Below are 20981 nucleotides of genomic sequence, written 5' to 3'. Positions count from 1 at the left end.
CATGACGTCGAAGGGGGTCGCTTTGTGATCAGATCAGAACTGGTACAATTGCTGTCGCAGGACAATCCTGACCTTTCTCCCAAAGAAGTGGAGAAGATCGTCGCGACCCTGTTCGACGCGATTACCAAGCGGCTGGCCGAAGGCGGCCGTGTCGAGCTTCGCGGTTTCGGCGCCTTTTCTACGCGGGCACGGAGCGCGCGGATCGGGCGAAACCCCAGGACTGGCGATACCGTGCCGGTCTCGGCCAAGCGCGTGCCTTATTTCAAGCCCGGAAAGGAAATGCGGGTCCGCCTGAACGTCTGACCGCAGGGCCGGCCGATTCGCGCTTGGCGCGCCCGGCGGGGCTGGTTATGCACCGCGGCTGCGGCGCTGCGGGCGTGGCGAAACTGGTAGACGCAACGGACTTGAACCTATGTCGAGTGCCCGTCGGGAAACCGGCGGTGCAGAACTGCTCAAATTCGGGGAAGCCTGTTTCCTGGTGATCCCGAGCCAAGCCGTCGGTCCTGCGGACCGCGGAAGGTGTAGAGACTAGACGGGCAGCGCCTACGTCCGCCCCTCCTTCTGGAGGTGGCGGATAGGGTGAAGGGATAGTCCAGACCACGAACGGCACCGGCCCGCGCGGCCCGGACCGGCGGCGAAAGTCGAAGTGGTACGAAAATCCGTAAGGTCGCGAGACCTGTGGGGGTTCGATTCCCCCCGCCCGCACCATTCCCCCGCTTCGGACGTCCGCCTTCGACCTTGGTCGACCATCGGCAATTGTTAGCATGTGCAAAGTCGTGGTTTGCATGGGCTTTTTCTGTTTCGTCCGCCGGGCTTTTGGGGCAATTGTCGCAAAAGCCCGGGCGCCGGCTCGCCCGTCCGGAGCCGCCGCGGCGGGAAGCTATGGTGCTGTGATGCGTAAAGGGGGCATGGTGAAGGGGATCGTTTCGGTCATGGCGGGAGCGTTGCTCGGTCCCGCGTCGGCGTTCGCGGCCGCGCCGCCGGCACCGGTCGCCGCGCCTGCGGCCGTGGCGACGACCGCGCCGCTCAAGCCCTATCGGATCAATCCCGGTGACGAGATCGAAATCTACGTGTGGGGCGACGAACGCCTCCAGCGGGTGCTGAAGGTGCTGCCCGACGGCAGCGTCTCCTTTCCGCTGGTCGGGCGGATCGACGCGCTCAACAAGCTGCCCACCGACCTGGAGGGGGTGATCGCCGCCGGGCTGGCCGACCAGTATCGCAACACCGTCCCGCGGGTGACCGTATCGGTGAAGAATCCGAGCGGCCTCAGCTTCTCGGTCGCGGGCAAGGTGCGCGCACCGGGCGCCTTCACACCGGGCCACTACGTCAACGTGCTGGAAGCGATCAGCGTCGCCGGCGGACCGACCGAGTTCGCCGACCTCAGCCGGGTGAAGATCTATCGCAAGCAGGGCTCGCAGATCCAGGTGATCGACGTCCGGCTCGACACCGCGATGAAGGGATCGCCGTCGGCCGCCGATCTGCGCGGCGCGATCGTCGAGCTGCAGAGCGGCGACACCGTGGTGGTGCCATGAACGACGGGGGGCATCGGGGGATGCATTGGTCTTTGCCGATTCTGGCCGGCGTCGCCGCCGCCGCGAGCGCCCCGGCGCTGTCGGCGACGACCCGCTTCACGATCGAGACCGACTATCGACTGGGCTACGACACCAATCCCTTCCTCTCGGCGGGGAGCGATCTCTCGGCCACCTATATCGAAACCAGCATCGCGCCGAAGCTGGTCCGGCAGTCGGAGAAGGGACAGGTCGCGCTGTCGGGTCATTTCGACCGGACCGGCTATCTCGAACATTATGGCAAGGCCGACAGCTATGGCGGCGAGCTGGAGATGCAGCAGCGGCTGTCGCCCAAGCTCAACGCCTTTGCGGCGCTGCGCTACGACAGCTCGATCATCGGCCAGGGCGACGACAGCGTCACCGGCAATCCGGTCGACAATCCCGACGTCAACCTGATCGGCCTGCGCCGCCGCGCCGATATTTTCAGCGCCAGCGGCGGGTTCGAATATCAGGTCGGCTCCAAGGACTCGATCTCGGTCGACGGCGGCTACACCGCGACCCGCTACCGCAACGGCCCGCCCGGCAACGATTCGGACAATTATGGCGGGCGCGTCGGCTGGAAGCACGCGATCAGCGCGCGGTCGAAGATCGGCATCAGCGGATCGATCTACAAGATCGACTATGACACGCCGGGCCTCAGCACGCTGATCATGCAGCCGTCGGTGACCTTCTCGTCGCAGCTCAGCCCGACCTGGACGATCGACGCCTCGCTGGGCGTGTCGTTCAGCGACCTGTCGCTGCCCTTCACCGTGCCGGGTGCCGCGCGCAGTGCGTCGAGCACCGGCCTGTCGGGCTCGCTCCAGCTTTGCCATGCCGGCGTGAAGGACCAATTCTGCTTCTTCGGCGACCGCTCGGTCAGCGCCTCGGGGGCGGGCGGCACGGTCGAGCAGACCCAGCTCGGCGTAAACTATCGCCGCCAGATGACCGAGCGGGTCGGCGTGAGCTGGACCGGCAGCTACGTGCGCAGCAAGTCGCAGGCGGCGCTGCTCGGTGGCACCCGGCAGTTCGTCACCGGCGTCGCAGGCGTCGACTGGCGGGTGTTCCGCAGCCTCACCGTCGGAGCCCAGGGCCGCTATCGCGACGTCTATGGCGCTGGCCTTCCGATCAAGGCCGACATCGGCGGAGAGGTCTTCGCCCGGCTGAAGCTGACGGCCCGCTGATGAACGATCAGGTCGATCCGATCGGCGACGTCGAGCTCGCGGACGGCCTGCTCGCCTATCTGCCGCAGATCCTCGTCCAGCGCCGCTGGCTCGTGCTGATTCCGTTCATCGTCTCGGCGGGGACCGGCATCGGCCTGGCCTACGGCCTGCCGGCGCATTACCAGTCCTCCGCCACCGTCATCGTCGAATCGAAGGAACTGCCCGAGGCGATCGCCGCCACCACGGTCAACGACCTGATCGACCAGCGCATCGCCCGGATCAAGCAGCAGATACTGAGCCGGCCCGGCCTGATCGAGCTGATCCAGCAGAACGACCTCTATCGGTCGCAGCGCCGCTCCAAATCGCTTTCCTCGATCATCGACATGATGCGCGACGCGACCGCGATCACGCCGGTGACGGCGGGCATCGACAAGCTCGCCGAACGGCGCGGCACCTCGAACACCATCGCCTTCTCGGTGGCCTTCACCTATTCGGACCCGGCCAAGGCTCAGGCGGTGACGCAGCAGTTCACCGAAAGGCTGCTCAAGCTCGACAGTACCCAGATCTCGGCGCAGGCCGACGCCACGGTCGGCTTCCTGCGCGACCAGGCCGGCCAGATGCAGAGCCAGATCGGCGAGATCGAGGGCAAGATCGCCGAGATCAAGTCGCGTAACGGACTGGCGCTGTCGCGAATCGGCGGCTTCATCCCGTCGACCTCCAACTACGACGTCCAGATATCGCAGCTCCAGCGCGAGAACAGCGAGCTACAGGCGCGGCTCAACAGCGGCAGCACCAATGCCGACGAGCGGGTGTCGCAGGCCGAGGCGGGCCTCGCCGCCGCCCAGGCGCTTTATTCCGACAACCATCCCGACGTGATCGCCGCGCGGCAGCGGCTGACCGAGGCGCGCGCCGCGGCCAAGGCCAATACCGGCCCGCGCAACAACCCCGCAGTCAGCGCGCAGATCGCCGCCAACAACCGCACGATCGCCTCGCTCAACAGCGCCAAGTCGGCCGACATGTCGCGTGCCAGCGCCGCCGTATCGGCGCAGAGCGCGGCGCCGGTGATCGAGGAGAGCATCCGCCAGCTCGAGGCCAAGGCCGAGGGGCTGCGGTCCAATTATGACCGCATCTCGGGCAATCTGCTGGCGGCCGAGGCGGCGCAGAAGATGGCGGCCGAGCAGCGCGGCGAGCGGCTGGTGCTGGTCGATCCGCCGACCCTGCCCGACGAACCCAATTCGCCCAATCGCGGGCTGCTGATCATCGGCGGCTTCGCGGTCGGCATCACCGTCGGCCTCGCCCTGGCGCTGCTCGTCGAGCTGCTGCGCCGGCCGATTCGCGGCGCCGCGGCGCTGCAGTCGCTGCTCGGCGTCGGCCCGCTGGTGGTGATCCCGACCCTCAAGTCGAAGCAGCGCGGCAAGACCCGTCGGCGCAAGGGCGGTTTCCTGTGGCGCCGCAGGGCGGCCCGGACATGAGCTATGTCCCGCCCGAGCCGGTCGAGCCGGCCGCGTCCGTGCCGGGCGATGCCGATCGGGCGACCGGCTTCGAGAAGCTGCGCGAGACCGGCATCTACGGTTTCGACAGCCGCGACGTGCGCTCGCGCCCCTTCACCCTGTTGCGCGCGCAGCTGCTGCGCATCGCCCGGGCGCGTGGCTGGCGGATCATCGGCATCACCTCGCCGACGCCGAAGGTCGGCAAGAGCTTCGTCGCGTCCAACCTCGCCGCGGCGCTGGCCCGGACGCCCGACCTGCATACCTATCTGTTCGACTTCGACCTGCGCCGCTCGACCATCGCCGGCAATTTCGGGCTGAAGGGTGAGGTCGGCGTGTCGCACTATCTCGACGGCACGATCAACGACCTGCGGCAAGTGGCGCGGACCATCCCCGGTGAGCAGCTCACCATCTTCCCCAGCTATCGCAATGCCGCCGCGTCGGACGAGCTGATGGCGTCCACCCGGATGGATTCGCTGATCGCGGCGATGCGCCAGCTTCCCGAGAACAGCTTGTGCCTGTGCGACCTGCCGCCGGTCTTCGCCAATGACGACGCTGTCATCGTGAGCCAGAAGATCGACGCCTATCTGATGGTCGTCGAGGACGGCGTCACCACCCGCAAGCAGGTCCGCGACAGCTTCCGGCTGCTCACGCCCGCGCCGTGCATCGGTACCGTGCTCAATCGCTACAATGCCGGGTTCGCGGCCGACGACTATGGCTATGGCTATGGCCAGGCCAAGCGCTATGGGGGCTATTACAACGATTGATCCGCCGCCCCTCGGCGCGGATCAGGACGGGGGCGACGGAATGAAGGGAATGGGTCGGGCCTGGAAGCTGGCCGTGCTCGCCGGGGCCGCCGGCATTGCGGTCGCGGCGGCGCCGCAGGCGACGACCTTCCTCGATCCCGGCTATCTCAATCTCGCCGACGTCATCCCGCCCGCGCCAATCCCGGAGGAGGCGCGCGGCGTCGCCGACCGCGAAGTGTTCAAGCTCACCCGCGCCCTGAAGGGGACGCCGCGCTGGGACATGGCGATCGCCGACGTGCCGGGTGACACGGCGTCGATGATGCGCGGCTTCTCCTGCGCCACCCGGATCGCGATGACCCCGACCAACGCGCCGCGGACAGCGGCGCTGCTCGAGCAGGCGTCGCGCGATTCCCGGCGCGAGACCAACCAGCTCAAGGCCTTCTACAAGAAGAAGCGGCCCTTCCTGATCGATTCGGGGGAGACCTGCGAGCCGCAGACCGACGCGCTGGCGCAGAGCTACGACTACCCGTCGGGCCATGCGACGCGGGGCTGGACCTGGGGCCTCGTCCTGGCCGAGGTGCTGCACGAGCGCGCCGGGCCGATCCTGGCCCGCGCCCGCGCCTATGGCGAGAGCCGGATCGTCTGCGGCGTCCACAATATGAGCGCGGTGGAGGCAGGCCGGATGGTCGCGTCATCGACGCTTGCAGTGGTGCGTACCGAACGGGCCTATGCCGATATGGTCGTGGCGGCGCGCGCCGAGCTCGCGGCGCTTCCGAAGCTCGACGATGCGGCTTCGGCACAGGCCTGCTCGGCGCAGGAGCTGCTCGTCACCCAGCCGATTTTCCGCTGATTTCCGAGCATTAAAGTCAACGAAAAAGGCCGCGCCCGGTGGGGCGCGGCCTTCCGAATCGCATATGGCGGCCGCCGGGGGCGGCCACCCGCTGGATCAGAGCGCGTTCGAAGCGTTGTCCGCCGGAGCAGCCGCGTTCGAGTCCGCCAGAGCGGCGTTGGTGTCGGCCATCGCGTCAGCGGCGTTGTCGACAACAACGGTGTTGTTCTCGGCGGGGGCTTCAGCCTTGGGCTTGCAGGCCGCGACGGTCAGCGAAGCAGCAGCGATAAGCGAAAGGGCAACGATCTTCTTCATGATCGAATTCTCCGGAAGTGAATTAAAAAAGAGAGTGGCTCGAACGATTCCAATCACGTTCAGGCTTGTTTCCCCCCGAAACAGGCTCGGACTTCTTACAGTTTTGCGCAGTGCGATGCAATGTCTCTTGTTCCGGTAGTTAATTCGGCTGCTTCGGCTGCTCGGAAGTGACGGGAACATCGGGCTCCCCGGCCGTTTCGGAGCCGTCCGGAGAGGGCGGCGCGGCGGCCGGCTGGTCAGGGGACGGAGCCGTATCGGTTCCCGGAATTCCGGCATCCGCGTCGGCCGCTCCGAGCCCATCGTCGGCGATCGGATTCGCCGCCGCATCGTCGGCAGCGGCCGCCTCCGCCGACGCGTCGTCGCCCTCCTGGTCGAGGATTTCGGCGCGCCGACGCTGCAGGAAGGCCGACCGCGCCGCGGCATAGGGATCGAGCGCGGACTCCAGGAAGCTGTCGGCGCCGGTCGCGATCAGGCCGTCGCGGACGCTGATGACCTCCAGTACGTTCATGCCGGTCGGCAGGCCCTTGGGCAGGCCGCATTCGCGCAGGCAGACCCGATAGGGGTCGGCGAGCTGCGACACGCCGGTGCCGACGCCGTCGCGCAGCGTCGACGGCCCGAGCAGCGGCAGGATCAGATAGGGGCCGCCATTGGCGCCCCAGGCGGCCAGCGTCTGGCCGAAATCCTCCGTCGCCGGGCGCACGCCCATGCGGCTCGCCTGGTCGAACAGTCCGCCGATGCCGACCGTGGTGTTGATCAGGAAGCGGCCGAGGTTGCGGACCGCGCGGTCGCCCTTGCCTTGCAGGATGTTGTTGATGAAGGAGAAGGGCTCCCCGACATTGGCGAAGAAGTTGCGGACGCCGTCGCGCGCCGGTCGGGGCGTGACCGCCCGGTAGACCTGGGTGACCGGCTTGACCACGACCTTGTCGGCGCCGCGGTTGACCGCCCAGACGGCGCGGTTGAAGCCTTCCAGCGGATCCTTCTCGGCCAGCCGGTCCGTGCCCACCCGGGTCGTGGTGCAGGCCGACAGGGTCAGGCCAAGCGCGACGACGCCGATCATCCTGGCCAGGGTTGGCCGCGAAGCATGCATTGTCGATGTCCCCTTTCGGGCGGATGGAGCCGCCAACCGTCTACTCCTGAAACGCGACGCAAGTCCGCGCCGCAACCGCATGCCCCGCACCGTTCGCCTGGGCAAGCGCCTTGACCACATATAAAGATTTCTTTATGTCTGCATATATGCCTTCCGACGCGCTCGCCATCTTCCGTGCCCTGGCCGATCCGACGCGGCTGCGCATCTTCCACCTGCTGCGCGCGATGGAATTGTCGATCGGCGAGCTGGCCCAGGTGCTGGGGCAGAGCCAGCCGCGCGTGTCGCGTCATGTGAAGATCCTCGCCGATGCCGGCCTGGCCGAGCGGCGCAAGGAAGGGAGCTGGGTGTTCCTCGGCCTCGGCAAGGACGATTGCGTCGCGCCGCTGTTCGCCGCGATGGACGACTGGAGCCGCGACGGCGACGACGCCTGGGTGGTCGCCGACCGCGCCCGGCTTGCCGCGGTGCGGGCCGACCGTGCCGCCGCCGCCGCCCGCTATTTCGCCGAGCATGCCGAGGAATGGGACGCGATCCGCTCGCTGCATGTCCCCGAAAGCGCGGTCGAGCAGCGCATCCTGGCGATGCTGTCAGACGGCCCGATCGGTCATATGGTCGACATCGGCACCGGCACCGGCCGGATGATCGAGCTGGTCGGAGGACGGGCGAGCTCGGCGCTCGGCATCGATCGCAGCCCCGAGATGCTTCGCCTCGCCCGGGTGAAGATCGCCGAGGCCGGACTCGACCATGCCGAGCTGCGCCAGGGCGACATGTATGCGCTGCCGCTGGGCGACGGTTCGGCCGATCTCGTCATCCTCCACCAGGTGCTCCACTTCGCGCAGCATCCGGCGGCGGCGATCGCGGAAGCGGCGCGGCTGCTGGGCGCGGGCGGGCGGCTGCTGATCGTCGACTTCGCCAGCCATGAGCTGGAGGACCTGCGCACCCGCGACGCGCATGTCCGCCTCGGTTTCGCCGATCACCAGATCGACGGCTGGTTCCAGGCGGCCGGGCTCGGCTTCGACCGGGTCGAGGAGCTCGTCGGCGACGCGCTGACGGTCAAATTATGGTTGGGCGTGCGCGGCCGACGCGCGGAGTTGAAGGCGGTATCATGACAAGCGTTCCCCTGAGCCAGCTCGAAGAAGCGCGCCGCGCGCTCGACACCCCGCTGTTCGCCGACCTGGCGGGCGATGCGGCGGTCTCGTTCGAGTTTTTCCCGCCCAAGACCGAGAAGATGGAGGAGACGCTGTGGAGCGCGATCCAGACGCTCGCGCCCCTGCGCCCGCGCTTCGTGTCGGTCACCTATGGCGCGGGCGGCTCGACCCGCGAGCGGACCCACCACACCGTCGCCCGCATCGCCGGCGAGACGGCGATCCCGGCCGCCGCGCACCTGACCTGCGTCGAGGCGAGCAAGGCCGAGATCGAGGAGATCGCCCGCGAATATTGGGCGGCCGGCGTCCGTCACATCGTCGCGCTGCGCGGTGATCCGCCGACCGAGGGCGCCCGCTTCACACCCCACCCGGACGGCTATCGCAACGCGGCCGAGCTGGTCGCCGGGCTGAAGGCGATCCACCCGTTCGAGATTTCGGTCGCGGCCTATCCCGAATGCCATCCCGAGGCGGAGAGCTTCGACAGCGACATCGCCAACCTCAAGGCGAAGTTCGACGCCGGCGCGACCCGCGCGATCACCCAGTTCTTCTTCTCGCCCGAAGCCTATTTCCGCTTCTGCGACAAGGCCCGCGCGGCGGGGATAGAGGGTGAGATCGTCCCTGGCATCCTGCCGGTGTCGAACGTCGCCCAGACCCGCAAGTTCGCCGGGCTGTGCGGCGCTGCGATCCCGGCCTGGATGGACCGGCTGTTCGAGGGGCTGGACGACCATCCCGCCGCCCGCCAGCTCGTCGCCGCGACCGTCGCCGCCGAGATGTGCCGCCGTCTCTATGCCGGCGGAGTCCGCCAGTTCCATTTCTATACGCTCAATCGCGCCGAGCTGTCCTACGCGATCTGCCACCTGCTGGGGCTGCGCGCCAAGGCTGACCGGCTGGAGAATGCCGCATGACCCTCCGTCGTAGCGAAGCCGCCGCCATCTTCCGCGATCAGGCAAAGCAGCGCATCCTGCTGACCGACGGCGCGTTCGGCACGATGATCCAGAGCTACAGGCTGGAGGAGGCCGACTATCGCGGCTCCTATGACCTGTCGTGCGACCAGAAGGGCAACAACGACCTGCTGGCGCTGACCCGCCCCGACGTGATCGATGCGATCACGCGGCAGTATCTGGACGCCGGGTCGGACATCGTGTCGACCAACACGTTCAACGCCAACATCATCAGCCAGGAGGATTATGACGCGGTCCGCCTGGTCCGCGAGATCAACCTCGCCGCCGCGCGCATCGCCCGCAAGGCGGCCGACGATTATGCGGCGAAGGATGGGCGCCCGCGCTTCGTCGCCGGCGCGATCGGCCCGACCAACAAGACGCTGTCGCTGTCGCCGGACGTCAACGATCCCGGTTATCGCGCCGTCGACTTTGACACGATGCGCGACGTCTATCAGGACCAGACGGCGGCGCTGCTCGACGGCGGCTGTGACTTCATCCTGATAGAGACGATCTTCGACACGCTCAACGCCAAGGCCGCGATCATGGCCGTGCTCGACGAGCAGGCGAAGCGCGGGGTCGAGGTGCCGATGATGATCTCGATGACGATCACCGACATGTCGGGCCGCAACCTGTCGGGCCATTCGGTCGAGGCCTTCTGGCATGCGGTGCGCCACGCCCATCCGCTGACGATCGGCCTCAACTGCGCCTTCGGGGCGGATCTGCTGCGCCCGCACGTCCAGGTGCTGTCGGGCCTCGCCGATGCGCTGGTGATGATCTATCCGAACGCCGGCCTGCCCAACGACCTGGGCCAGTATGACGAGCAGCCGGCGACCACTGGCGGCTTCATCCGCGACTGGGCGGAGCAGGGCCTGGTCAACGTCGTCGGCGGCTGCTGCGGATCGACCCCCGCGCACATCGCGGCGATGGCCGACGCGGTCGCCGGCAAGCCCGCGCGCGAGCTGCATGCCCATGATCATCGAACGCGCCTCGCCGGCCTCGATCCGATGACGATGGCGGCCTGACGGCGCCTGAACCCACCAAACCCGTTCGTGTCGAGCGAAGTCGAGACACGGTCCGGGAGCCAGCGTCCCTCGACTTCGCTCGGGACGAACGGAAGATTGAAGACAAGACGATGACCACCGCCTCCACCGCCCAGTTCGTCAACATCGGCGAGCGCACCAACGTCACCGGGTCGGCAGCCTTCAAGAAGCTGATCATGGGCGGCGACTATGCCAAGGCGGTCGAGGTCGCGCGGCAGCAGGTCGAGAATGGCGCGCAGATCGTCGACGTGAACATGGACGAAGGCTTGCTCGACGCTGAGCTGGCGATGACGACCTTCCTCAAGCTGATCGCCGCCGAGCCCGACATCGCGCGGGTGCCGGTGATGATCGACAGCTCGAAATGGTCGGTGATCGAAGCCGGGCTGAAATGCGTATCGGGCAAGCCGATCGTCAACTCGATCAGCATGAAGGAGGGCGAGGAGGCCTTCCTGGCCCAAGCGCGCAAGTGCCGCGCCTATGGCGCCGCGGTCGTGGTGATGGCGTTCGACGAGGTCGGGCAGGCCGACACCAGGCAGCGCAAGGTCGAGATCTGCGAGCGCGCCTACAAGCTGCTGGTCGGCGACGGCTTCCCGCCCGAGGACATCATCTTCGATCCGAACATCTTCGCGGTGGCAACCGGGATCGACGAGCATCGCCGCTACGCGATCGACTTCATCGAGGCGACCGCCGAGATCAAGAAGCGCTGCCCGCACTGCCATATTTCCGGCGGCGTATCGAACCTCAGCTTCTCCTTCCGCGGCAACGAGCCCGTGCGCCGCGCGATGCACAGTGTCTTCCTCTACCATGCGATCCAGGCGGGGATGGACATGGGCATCGTCAACGCCGGCCAGCTCGACGTCTACGACGCGATCGACCCGGTGCTGCGCGAAGCGTGCGAGGACGTGATCTGGGACCGGCGTGACGACGCGACCGAGCGCCTGATCGAGCTCGCCGAAAGCTACAAGGGCAAGGACGCCGCCGCCGAGAAGGCCGCCGAGGAATGGCGCGGCTGGGACGTCGCCAAGCGGCTCGAACATGCGCTGGTCAAGGGTATCGACGCGCATGTCGTCGACGATACCGAAGAGGCGCGCCAGCATTTCGCCCGCCCGATCGAGGTGATCGAGGGGCCGCTGATGGACGGGATGAACGTCGTCGGCGACCTGTTCGGATCGGGCAAGATGTTCCTGCCGCAGGTGGTGAAGTCGGCCCGGGTGATGAAGAAGGCGGTGGCCTATCTGCTGCCCTTCATCGAGGCGGAGAAGGTGCAGGGCGAGCGGTCCAAGGGCCGGATCGTCATGGCGACAGTCAAGGGCGACGTGCACGACATCGGCAAGAACATCGTCGGCGTGGTGCTCCAGTGCAATGGTTATGAGGTGATCGACCTCGGCGTGATGGTGCCGTGGACCGACATCCTGAAGGCCGCCAACGAGAACGACGCCGACATCATCGGCCTGTCGGGACTGATCACCCCCTCGCTCGACGAGATGGTGACCGTCGCGACCGAGATGGATCGCGCGAAGATGGCGCTTCCCCTGATGATCGGCGGCGCCACCACCTCGAAGGTCCACACCGCGCTGCGGATCGCGCCGGCCTATGCCGGCCCGGTCATCCACGTCCTCGACGCCAGCCGCGCGGTCGGCGTCGCATCGACCCTGTTGTCGGACACGCAGCGCGACGATTTCGTGGCGAAGACGGCGGCCGACTACGAGGCGGTTCGCAAGGCCCGCGAGGGCAAGGGGCAGAACGAGCTGGCGACGATCGAGGAGGCGCGCGCCAACGCCTTCGTCGCCGATTTCGCGCTCAAGCCCGACGCCCCGAAGCAGCCCGGCACCCATGTCTTCACCGACTGGCCGCTCGAGGACCTGCGCGAGATCATCGACTGGACACCGTTCTTCCGCGCCTGGGAACTGGCGGGCAACTATCCCGCGATCCTCGACGACGCGGTGGTGGGGGAGAGCGCGCGCAGCCTGTTCGCCGACGCGCAGAAGATGCTCGACCAGATCGTCGCCGAGAAATGGCTGACCGCGAAGGGCGTCGCGGCGCTGTGGCCGGCGCGTGCCGAGGGCGACGACGTGATCGTCCGGGCCGACGGCGGCGAGGTCCGCCTGTCCTTCCTCCGCCAACAGATCAGGAAGCGCGAGGGGCGGGCGAACATGTGCCTGGCCGACTTCGTCGCGCCGGCCGACGACTGGCTGGGCGGCTTCGCGGTCGGCATCCACGGCATCGAGCCGCACATCGCGCGGTTCAAGGCCGACCATGATGACTATCGCGACATCCTGCTCAAGGCGCTCGCCGACCGTCTGGCCGAGGCCTTCGCCGAGCGGCTCCACCTCCACGTCCGCACCACCCTGTGGGGCTATGCCGAGGGCGAGCAGCTCACCAACGAGGCGCTGATCAAGGAGCAGTATCGCGGCATCCGTCCGGCGCCCGGCTATCCGGCCTGCCCCGACCACAGCCAGAAGCCGATCCTGTTCGACCTGCTCAAGGCCGGCGACGCGACCGGCATCACGCTGACCGAGAGCTTCGCTATGCTGCCGACGGCGGCGGTCTCCGGCTTCTATTTCGGCCATCCCGAGGCGAGCTATTTCGGCGTCGCGCGGATCGGCCGTGACCAGCTCGAGGACTATGCCGCGCGCCGCGCGATCGACCTTGCCACGGCGGAGCGCTGGCTGCGGCCGAACCTGGATTAGGCAAAGCCCCGGATTGCCGTCATGCTGAACTTGTTTCAGCATCCACCGCGCCACGAGCCTGGACGGTGCGGATGATGGGTGGATGCTGAAACAAGTTCAGCATGACGATAGGGATTTCATCAGCCTTTCGTGCCTATGGGGACGGATGCGTTTCGCCGTCCCGTTCCTGCTGACCCTGGCCGCCCCGCTCCCGGCCGCGCCGTTCACCGTCGAGGAGACGGGCGCGGGATTCGCGACCCTCGCCGGGGCGGTCGCGGCGGTCGGTGATCGCACCGCCACCATCCGCATCGCCCCCGGCCGCTATGGCGACTGCGTGGTGCAGACGGCGGGACGGATCACCTATCGTGCCGAACGGCCGCTGACCGCGATCTTCGACGGCGGCATCTGCGAGGGCAAGGCGGTGCTGGTGCTGCGCGGGCGCGGCGCGGCGGTCGACGGGCTGGTGTTCCAAAACCTGCGCGTCGCCGACGGCAACGGCGCCGGCATCCGCATCGAGCGGGGGCCGCTGACGGTCGCCAACAGCCTGTTCCGCGATTCGGAGGAGGGCATCCTCGGCGGCGGCGACGATCCGGCGAGCGACATCGTCATCGACCGGTCGACCTTCATCGGGCTCGGCCGCTGCGACCGCGGGCTCGCCTGCGCGCATTCCATCTATCTCAGCGCCTTCCGTTCGGTGACGGTCCGCCGCAGCCGCTTCGAGCAGGGACGTGGCGGCCATTATGTGAAGAGCCGGTCGCCGCGCATCCTGGTCGCCGATTGCAGCTTCGACGATAGCCAGGGACGCGCCACCAACTATATGATCGACCTGCCCGAGGGCGCGGCCGGGCGGATCGAGCGCAACATCTTCGTCCAGGGCGTCGACAAGGACAACCATGCCGCGCTGATCGCGGTCGCGGCCGAAAGCCGCCGCAATCCCTCGGCCGGGCTGGAGGTGGTGCGCAACCGCGCCCAGCAGGTCCCGGCGGCCGCCTGGCCGACCAGCCTGGTCGCCGACTGGAGCGGATCGCCCAAGGCTGTCGAGGGCAATGTGCTGGGCCGGCGGATCGATCCCTATCTGGCGGTCAAGCCCGAGACGCCGTCCTTCGCCGCGCGGGTGAAGCGCCGGCTGCGCGCCTATGCGGTCCGCTTCAAGGATTGGCTGGGCGGCTGACGATCATTGAATGGGGCAGTTGCCGCCCAGGTCGAGGCAATGGCCGTCGACCGGCACCGGCGGCTTGATCCCCGCCACCGCCGCCAGGGTCGGGGCGATGTCGACGACCTGCGCGGGCTGGTCGCGCGAGGCGGCGGCGGCGCCCGGCCACCAGAACAGGATCGGCACCTGCCGGTCATGGTTCCAGGGCGAGCCATGGCCCGCGACCGAGTCGCCCGGCTTGGTCGGAACGCCGAAGCTGGTCCGCTCCGCGAACACGGTCAGGATGTCGCCCGACCGCTCGGGATCGAAGCTCAGCCGCATCCGCTGCGGCAGCGTCAGCATCTCGGGCGGCGTGCCGGCGGGCACCGTCGCCGCCTCGATATCGGCCTGGGTGAAGGTCGCGACCACCTCGGGCTGCTGCTTGATCCAGGCGAGCGCCGCCACGCGGATCCGCTCCGCCAGCGCGGCGTCGTCGCCGGCGCGGACGTAGAGCTGGTCGGCGTCGCCGACCAGCGGGTCGTCGCCTGCGCCGAGGCCCAGCTCGGTCTTGATCGCGGCGTTGAGCCGCTTGACGAAGCCGCGGCTGTCGAGCCGGCTGGCCTTGCCGTCATGCTCGTGCTGGCGCTCGGCGGCGTCGGTCGATCCATGGTCGGCGGTGAGGACGACGACGAACGGCACCTTCTGCGCCTCGACCGCCTTGATCAGCCGGCCGATCGTCGCGTCGAGCGCGGCTTGCTGCGCGCACATCTCGGCGCCGCCATTGCCGAAGCGATGGCCGACATAATCGGTCGCCGACAGGCTGACCGCCAGCACGTCGGTGGCCGGACCATGGCCGAGCTTCTCGCGTGCGATCAGTCGCGTGGCGAAATCGACGGTCAGCGAATCGAACAGTGGCGAGGCGCGCAGCGCCGCCTGGAAGGCGCGGCCGTCGAGATAGTCGCCGGCCTTCATCGCCTCGATCTCGGCTTCGGGCGGGACATTGCCCGAGACGTCGAGCTGGCCGAAGCGATGCGGCTTGCGCAGCGCGGCGCAGCGCTTCGGCAGGGTCGGCCACAGCGTCGGCCGCACCGTCTTCCACCGGCTCAGCAGCGGCGCGTCGAAGGCCGCGGCTGGCTCGGTCACCGCCGGGGTCGCGGGACCGGCGAAGGAGGAGGTGCCGAAGCCCTCGCCGTCGTTCCACCAATAGACGCCGTCGGCGGTCTTGCCCGCCATGGCGATGGCGGCGCGGTCCTTGCCCGACACGGCGAAGCTGCGCGCGCCGGGTTCGGCCGCCTTGATCCAGTCGCCCAGTGTGGTGACGCGGATATTCTGCGGTCCGCGCGCCTTCGGATCGGACTGGGCGGGCACCGAGACGCAATAGACCGACTTGCCCGTCTTGCGATCGATCCAGCTGTTGGCGACGATGCCGGTGCCGGCGGGGAAGCGGCCGGTCAGGATCACCGAATGGCCGGGGCAGGTCTCGGTCGAGGCATGGCTGTGATAGGCGACCGGATAGGCGACCCCGCGCGACAGGGTGGCGAGGCCCGCCCGGTAGCTCGACCGGTAGCGGTTGAACACCTCGCTGGAGAACTGGTCGACCGAGATGGCAAGGATCAGCTTCGGCTTGGGCGGCGGCGCCGCCTGGGCGGCTGCGGCAAGGGCGAGCAGGGCGGCGGCGAACAGCGTCTTCATGGTCATAGGTTGCTTCTTTCGGGCGTGCGGACCATCGCGTTGCCCGCGCTCCATGTCAGTTTGATGATGCCTGCCCGCCCTGGGGAGCAGTCCAGGCGCGCTTGCCGCCGATCCAGGTCTCGAGCGGCCGGGCGGTGCGCAGGTCGGCGATTCCGGCGGTGAAGATGTCGCGATCGAGGATCAGGAAATCGGCCATGTGGCCCGGCGTCAGCGTGCCGATCCGGTCCTCGGCGAAGCCGGCATAGGCGGCGGTCGCGGTGAAGGCGCGGAACGCCTCGGCCAGGGTAACGCTCTGCTGAGGCTGCCAGCCGCCCGGCGGCTGTCCCGCCGCGTCCTGCCGGCTCACCGCCGCCGCGAGCGCGGGGAAGGGGTTGGGGCTTTCGACCGGTGCGTCGGAGCCGAAGGCGAGCGGCACCTTGTTGTCGAGCATCGCCTTCCACGCATAGGCGCCGCCGAGCCGCGCCTGCCCCAGCCGCGCCTCGGCCATCAGCCGGTCCGAGGTCTGGTGGACGGGCTGCATCGAGGCGACGACGCCGTGCTTCGCGAAGCGCGACAGATCGGCTGGATCGATGATCTGAGCATGCTCTATCCGCCAGCGACGGTCGCCCTTGTAGGTGGCGGCGAGCTCGTCGATCGCGTCGAGCACCTGTGCGTTGGCGGCATCGCCGATCGCATGGACAGCGGTCTGGAAGCCGTCCATCGCGGCGCGGCTCATCAGGTTGCGAAGCTTGGTGTCGTCGAGGAAGCTCAGGCCGGTCTGGCCGGGCGCGTCGGCATAGGGCGCCTTGAGCCAGGCGCCGCGCGAGCCGAGCGCGCCGTCGTCGTAGAGCTTGACGCCGATCATCCGCAGCCGGCCGTCATAGAGCCACGGCGTCGGCCCGGTGCCGGCGACGGCGAGCAGCGTCGGGATGCCCCCGGCATAGGAGATGATCCGCACCCGCAACCGGCCGGCGTCGCCGGCGCGGCGCATCACCAGCCAGTCCTCGCCCGACGTGCCCATATCGGCGATCGCGGTGATGCCGAAGCCAAGCAATATCTCCTGCGCCTTGGCGAGCGCGGCGTCACGGTCGCGCGGCAGCATCGGCGGCACGGCCTTGCGGATCAGCTCCTGCGCGGCGTCGACGAACACGCCGGTGGGCTTGCCCTTCGCGTCGCGCTCGATCCGCCCGCCGGCCGGGTCCTTGGTCGCGGCGGTGATCCCGGCGGCCGCCATCGCCGCCGTGTTGGCGAGCAGCGCATGGCCATCTACCCGGTCGAGCACCACCGGCCGGCCGGGCGTGATCGCGTCGATGTCCGCCGCCGTCGGGAAGCGGCCCAGTCCCCAGCGCTCCTGGTTCCAGCCGCGCCCGCGGATCCAGGGCGGGGTGGGGCGATCGGCGGCATAGGCGCGCAGCGCTGCCTGCGCCTCGGCAAGGCTGTTCGTCCCCGACAGGTCGAGCGACAGGGCCGCCTCGCCCAGCCCCATGACATGGCCGTGCGCGTCGATCAGGCCGGGGACGACGGTGCGCCCCCTCGCATCGAGCCGGAAGTCGAGCTTCTCGGGCCGCTTGTCGTCGCGGTCGAGCAGCCTGGCGACCTTGCCCTGATCGTCGATCAGCAGGCCGTTGAAGCGGACGAGCTGGCCCTTGCCGTCGAAGGTGTAGCCGTTGGCGTTGTCGATCAGGCCGTCGGCGAGGGCGGGCGAGGCGAGGAGGGCGAGCGCGAGGGCAAGACCCTTTCCTCTCCCCCACAGGGAGAGGGGGCGGATCATCCCTTGGGCAGCCGCTTCACCACCGAGGAGATGTCCTCCCGGCCGCAGCCGAGCGCCTGGGCGTCGGCGTAGAACTGGTCGGCGAGCGCCGCGAAGGGCAGCGAGGCGCCGTTGGCGCGGGCCTCCTCGATCGCAATGCCGAGGTCCTTGCGCATCCAGTCGACCGCGAAGCCGAAGTCGAAGCTGTCCTCCGCCATCGTCTTCCAGCGGTTGAGCAGATACCAGCTCGCCGCGGCACCGCCCGAAACCGCCTCGAACACACGATCGAGGTCGAGGTCGGCATTCTGGGCGAAGCGCAGCGCCTCGGCCGCGCTCTGCATCGCGCCGGCGATGCAGATCTGATTGACCATCTTGGTGGTCTGCCCCGCGCCGGGGCCGCCGATATGGACGATCCGCGACGAATAGGCCTGCATCAGCGGGATCGCCGCCTCCATCGCCTTGTCGGAACCGCCGCACATGATCGACAGCGTTCCCGCCTCGGCGCCGGACTGGCCGCCCGACACCGGTGCGTCGACGACGAGCAGGCCGCGATCGCGCCCCTCGACCGCGAGCTGGCGGGCGATCTTCGCGGAGGCGGTGGTGTGGTCGACATAGAGCGCGCCCTTCTTCATCGCCGCGAAGCAGCCGTCCTTGCGCAGCGTCACCGCCTCCAGGTCGCCGTCGGCGCCGACGCAGCTCAGCACCGCATCGGCATCCTCGGCCGCCGCCGCGGGGGTCGGCGCCCAGCGCCCGCCGTGCTGCTCGACCCAGGCTTCCGCCTTTGCGCGGGTGCGGTTGTAGACGGTGACGTCGTGGCCGGCTTCGGCCAGATGTCGTGCGATGGGGGCGCCCATCGCGCCCAGCCCCAGGAAGGTCACCTTTGCCATGGCTTTCCGCATAAGGGGGATTTTTCCGTGGCGCTAGGAGTCTGCTGACTAATCGGCTATGGCGCGCCCACTATGGCAAGCGTGCAGATCCAGAACGACGCCGATGGCGTTCCCGTGACGATCGATGATGTCCGTGCGGCCCACGCGCGGATTTCCTCGTCGATCGTGCGTACCCCCGTCCTGAAGAGCCGCACGCTCAGCGCCATTACCGGCGCCAATGTCTGGCTGAAGTTCGAGAATCTCCAGTTCACCGCCGCGTATAAGGAGCGTGGCGCGCTCAACAAGCTGCTCCAGCTCACCGACACCCAGAAGGAGCGCGGCGTGATCGCCGCGTCGGCCGGCAACCATGCACAGGGCCTCGCCTATCATGGCGCCCGGCTCGGCATCCCGGTCACCATCGTCATGCCGAAGCCGACCCCGACGGTAAAGGTGCAGCAGACCGAGGGCCATGGCGCTCGCGTCATCATGGCGGGCGAGCGCTTCGACGACGCCTATGAGGCGGCCCGGCAGCTCGAACAGCGCGAGGGGCTGACCTTCGTCCATCCGTTCGACGATCCCGATGTGATCGCCGGCCAGGGTACGGTCGCGCTCGAAATGCTCGAGGACGCGCCGGAGATCGACACGCTGGTCGTGCCGATCGGCGGCGGCGGGCTGATCTCGGGATCGGCGGTGGTCGCGCGCGCAGCGGCCAGCCCGAAGCGCGTGATCGGCGTCCAAGCCGAACTCTATCCCTCGATGTACGCCAAGATGAAGGGCCTGATCCTGCCCTGCGACGGCGATACGCTGGCGGAGGGCATCGCGGTCAAGCAGCCGGGGGCGGTCACCTCGGGCATCGTCCGTTCGCTGGTCGACGACATCGTGCTGGTCGCCGAGCGCGAGCTGGAGACCGCGGTATCGACGCTGCTCCAGATCGAGAAGACCGTGGTCGAGGGCGCCGGCGCCGCCGGCCTCGCGGCGCTGTTCGCCCATCCCAAGCTGGTGCGCGGCCGCAATGTCGGCATCATCCTGACCGGCGGCAACATCGACACCCGGCTGCTCGCCAACGTGCTGCTGCGCGACCTCGCCCGCTCGGGCCGGCTCGCCCGGCTCAGCATCCGGCTGCAGGATCGGCCGGGCGCGCTGTTCCACGTTGCCCGCGTGTTCGACGAGCAGCAGGTCAACATCGTCGAGGTCTATCACCAGCGCGTCTTCACGACGCTGCCTGCCAAGGGCCTGATCGCCGAGATCGAATGCGAGACCCGCGACGCCGCGCATCTTGAGCGGCTGCTCAAGGCGCTGAACCACGAAGGCTATGAAGTGAAGACCGTGGAAGCGGGATAAAATCCCGCTTCCACGGGTTTTCTGTTTGGCCCTCAGGCGCCGGGCGCGAGGCATCCGCCTCGCTTGGCTATCCTCGCATAAGCTCGGGCGCGCGTTCGCGCTTGCGGAGCCCTGTCGGGCTCCGACGATCAACTCTTGCGATGGAACGGTCCCGCAGGGACCGCAAGGCCGACGGCCGCCCGAGCTTATGCGAGGATAGCCAAGGCCGCGGATGTCCGCGCCGGCGCTTGAGGCCCAAACAATGCGCCGACAAAAGATTCAAGGTTAATGCTCTTTTCATGACGTTCATGCGTAGGCATAGTCATGGACCGGTGGGTTCGGGCAACTTCATGGAGCAGGCTTTCGAATGACGGCGCAGTTCCGATTTCCGCGCTTCTTCGTGACGACTCCCGGCCCGTGCCCTTATCTGGCGGGCCGTACCGAGCGGAAGGTGTTCACCGAATTGTCGGGCCCCAACGCTTCCGAGCTCAACGACGCGCTCGGCCGGATCGGCTTCCGCCGCAGCCAGGGCGTCGCCTACCGCCCGACCTGCGTCGATTGCCAGGCCTGCGTCTCGGTCCGTGTCGTCGCCGGCGAGTTCCGGCCCAATGCCAGCCAGCGCAAGCTGATGCGCCGCCATGCCGATCTCGACATCAGCGTCTGCAAGCCCTGGACCACCGAGGAACAGTTCGCGCTGCTGCGTCGCTATCTCAAGGCCCGTCATCCCGGCGGCGGCATGGCGCAGATGGACGAGCTCGACTTCGCCGACATGGTCGAACAGACCCCGGTCAAGACCCATGTCGTCGAATATCGCGAGCCCGCGGCGAACGGCCGGCCGGGCAAGCTGGTCGGCGCCTGCCTGACCGACACCCAGTCGGACGGGGTGTCGATGGTCTACAGCTTCTTCGAGACCGAGGACGATTCGCGCCCCGGCCTCGGCACTTTCATCATCCTTGAGCATATCCGCCGCGCCGCCGAAAGCGGCCTGCCCTATGTCTATCTCGGCTATTGGGTCGAGGGCTCGGCGCGGATGCAGTACAAGACCCGCTTCCAGCCGCTCGAACGGCTGTCGGCGGGCGGCTGGCACCGCTTCGAAGCGCCGCCGCTCCCGGCCGAGGGAACCGGCGCCGGCTTCCCCGCGCCGTCGAAGCTCGGCCAGCTCATCTGATCGACTAAGGCGGTCATCCTGGCGGAAAGCCAGGACCTCCCTTTTCTTCAATGTCCCGTTGCCGGCCCGAAGGCAGGGAGATCCCGGCTTTCGCCGGGATGACACTGTTCC

Annotated in this window: 18 protein-coding genes; 13 read left to right on the top strand and 5 right to left on the bottom strand. The window is 68.3% G+C overall.

Going from position 1 to position 20981, the window contains the following annotated elements; all coding sequences use genetic code 11:
* The first annotated feature begins 24 nt into the window (after nucleotides 1-24).
* The 6 genes from B5X82_RS18760 to B5X82_RS18735 all read left to right on the top strand — a co-directional run bounded on the left by B5X82_RS18760 (nucleotide 25) and on the right by B5X82_RS18735 (nucleotide 5790).
* Nucleotides 25-303: an integration host factor subunit beta gene (locus B5X82_RS18760; RefSeq protein ID WP_176152626.1), complete on the top strand. Its 279-nt coding sequence runs from the start codon at nucleotides 25-27 to the stop codon at nucleotides 301-303.
* Between the two features lie 590 nt (nucleotides 304-893).
* Nucleotides 894-1532, top strand: coding sequence for a polysaccharide biosynthesis/export family protein (locus B5X82_RS18755; RefSeq protein WP_079649706.1), 639 nt, complete (start codon nucleotides 894-896; stop codon nucleotides 1530-1532).
* Nucleotides 1533-1564: 32 nt separating this feature from the next.
* On the top strand, nucleotides 1565-2728 hold the full coding sequence (locus B5X82_RS18750) for a porin family protein (protein WP_079649705.1): 1164 nt from the start codon (nucleotides 1565-1567) through the stop codon (nucleotides 2726-2728).
* On the top strand, nucleotides 2728-4179 hold the full coding sequence (locus B5X82_RS18745; RefSeq protein WP_079649704.1) for a GumC family protein: 1452 nt from the start codon (nucleotides 2728-2730) through the stop codon (nucleotides 4177-4179). The genes B5X82_RS18750 and B5X82_RS18745 overlap by 1 nt, the downstream gene beginning before the upstream one ends.
* Complete coding sequence (locus tag B5X82_RS18740; RefSeq protein ID WP_079649810.1) at nucleotides 4176-4961, top strand: CpsD/CapB family tyrosine-protein kinase; 786 nt, start codon at nucleotides 4176-4178, stop codon at nucleotides 4959-4961. Before B5X82_RS18745 ends, B5X82_RS18740 begins: the two co-directional genes overlap by 4 nt.
* A 49-nt stretch (nucleotides 4962-5010) precedes the next feature.
* Nucleotides 5011-5790, top strand: coding sequence for an acid phosphatase (locus B5X82_RS18735; protein WP_235862727.1), 780 nt, complete (start codon nucleotides 5011-5013; stop codon nucleotides 5788-5790).
* Between the two features lie 96 nt (nucleotides 5791-5886).
* Here B5X82_RS18735 and B5X82_RS18730 read toward each other — a convergent pair whose 3' ends face one another.
* Complete coding sequence (locus B5X82_RS18730) at nucleotides 5887-6084, bottom strand: hypothetical protein (protein WP_047166930.1); 198 nt, start codon at nucleotides 6082-6084, stop codon at nucleotides 5887-5889.
* A gap of 139 nt (nucleotides 6085-6223) precedes the next feature.
* On the bottom strand, nucleotides 6224-7171 hold the full coding sequence (locus tag B5X82_RS18725) for an MlaA family lipoprotein (RefSeq protein WP_079649702.1): 948 nt from the start codon (nucleotides 7169-7171) through the stop codon (nucleotides 6224-6226).
* Nucleotides 7172-7305: 134 nt separating this feature from the next.
* Between B5X82_RS18725 and B5X82_RS18720 the strand changes: the two genes are divergently transcribed.
* The 5 genes from B5X82_RS18720 (at nucleotide 7306) to B5X82_RS18700 (ending at nucleotide 14134) form a co-directional block, all read left to right on the top strand.
* Entirely contained in the window at nucleotides 7306-8277 is a 972-nt protein-coding gene (locus B5X82_RS18720) for an ArsR/SmtB family transcription factor (RefSeq protein ID WP_079649701.1), read from the top strand.
* Nucleotides 8274-9218, top strand: coding sequence for a methylenetetrahydrofolate reductase [NAD(P)H] (gene metF, locus B5X82_RS18715; protein WP_079649700.1), 945 nt, complete (start codon nucleotides 8274-8276; stop codon nucleotides 9216-9218). The genes B5X82_RS18720 and metF overlap by 4 nt, the downstream gene beginning before the upstream one ends.
* Complete coding sequence (locus B5X82_RS18710) at nucleotides 9215-10276, top strand: homocysteine S-methyltransferase family protein (RefSeq protein ID WP_079649699.1); 1062 nt, start codon at nucleotides 9215-9217, stop codon at nucleotides 10274-10276. The genes metF and B5X82_RS18710 overlap by 4 nt, the downstream gene beginning before the upstream one ends.
* Nucleotides 10277-10386: 110 nt before the next feature.
* The gene (gene metH, locus B5X82_RS18705; protein ID WP_079649698.1) at nucleotides 10387-12984 is read left to right on the top strand and encodes a methionine synthase; all 2598 of its coding nucleotides are present in this window, start codon (nucleotides 10387-10389) and stop codon (nucleotides 12982-12984) included.
* A gap of 145 nt (nucleotides 12985-13129) precedes the next feature.
* A complete protein-coding gene (locus tag B5X82_RS18700) occupies nucleotides 13130-14134 on the top strand; it encodes a right-handed parallel beta-helix repeat-containing protein (protein WP_079649697.1) in 1005 nt (334 codons plus the stop codon).
* A gap of 3 nt (nucleotides 14135-14137) precedes the next feature.
* Here B5X82_RS18700 and B5X82_RS18695 read toward each other — a convergent pair whose 3' ends face one another.
* Genes B5X82_RS18695 through B5X82_RS18685 form a run of 3 tightly spaced genes read right to left on the bottom strand, consistent with a single transcriptional unit; the run spans nucleotide 14138 to nucleotide 18403 of the window.
* Nucleotides 14138-15793, bottom strand: a complete 1656-nt coding sequence (locus tag B5X82_RS18695) for an alkaline phosphatase family protein (protein ID WP_079649696.1) — start codon at nucleotides 15791-15793, stop codon at nucleotides 14138-14140.
* A 49-nt stretch (nucleotides 15794-15842) separates the two neighbouring features.
* Entirely contained in the window at nucleotides 15843-17537 is a 1695-nt protein-coding gene (locus tag B5X82_RS18690; RefSeq protein WP_079649695.1) for an amidohydrolase, read from the bottom strand.
* On the bottom strand, nucleotides 17534-18403 hold the full coding sequence (locus tag B5X82_RS18685) for an NAD(P)-dependent oxidoreductase (RefSeq protein WP_079649694.1): 870 nt from the start codon (nucleotides 18401-18403) through the stop codon (nucleotides 17534-17536). Before B5X82_RS18685 ends, B5X82_RS18690 begins: the two co-directional genes overlap by 4 nt.
* 72 nt (nucleotides 18404-18475) lie before the next feature.
* On the opposite strand from B5X82_RS18685, the gene B5X82_RS18680 reads away from it, so the two are divergent.
* Nucleotides 18476-19723, top strand: coding sequence for a threonine ammonia-lyase (locus B5X82_RS18680; RefSeq protein ID WP_079649693.1), 1248 nt, complete (start codon nucleotides 18476-18478; stop codon nucleotides 19721-19723).
* 346 nt (nucleotides 19724-20069) lie between these two features.
* Nucleotides 20070-20870 (top strand): arginyltransferase, encoded by an 801-nt coding sequence (locus B5X82_RS18675; RefSeq protein ID WP_079649692.1) that lies wholly within the window; start codon nucleotides 20070-20072, stop codon nucleotides 20868-20870.
* The last annotated feature ends 111 nt before the right edge of the window (nucleotides 20871-20981 follow it).

Origin of the sequence: Rhizorhabdus histidinilytica (assembly GCF_900167915.1) — a bacterium.
GTDB lineage: Bacteria > Pseudomonadota > Alphaproteobacteria > Sphingomonadales > Sphingomonadaceae > Rhizorhabdus > Rhizorhabdus histidinilytica.
Note: the sequence above shows the minus strand (reverse complement) of the source record. Positions and strands in the feature narration are given on the sequence as shown.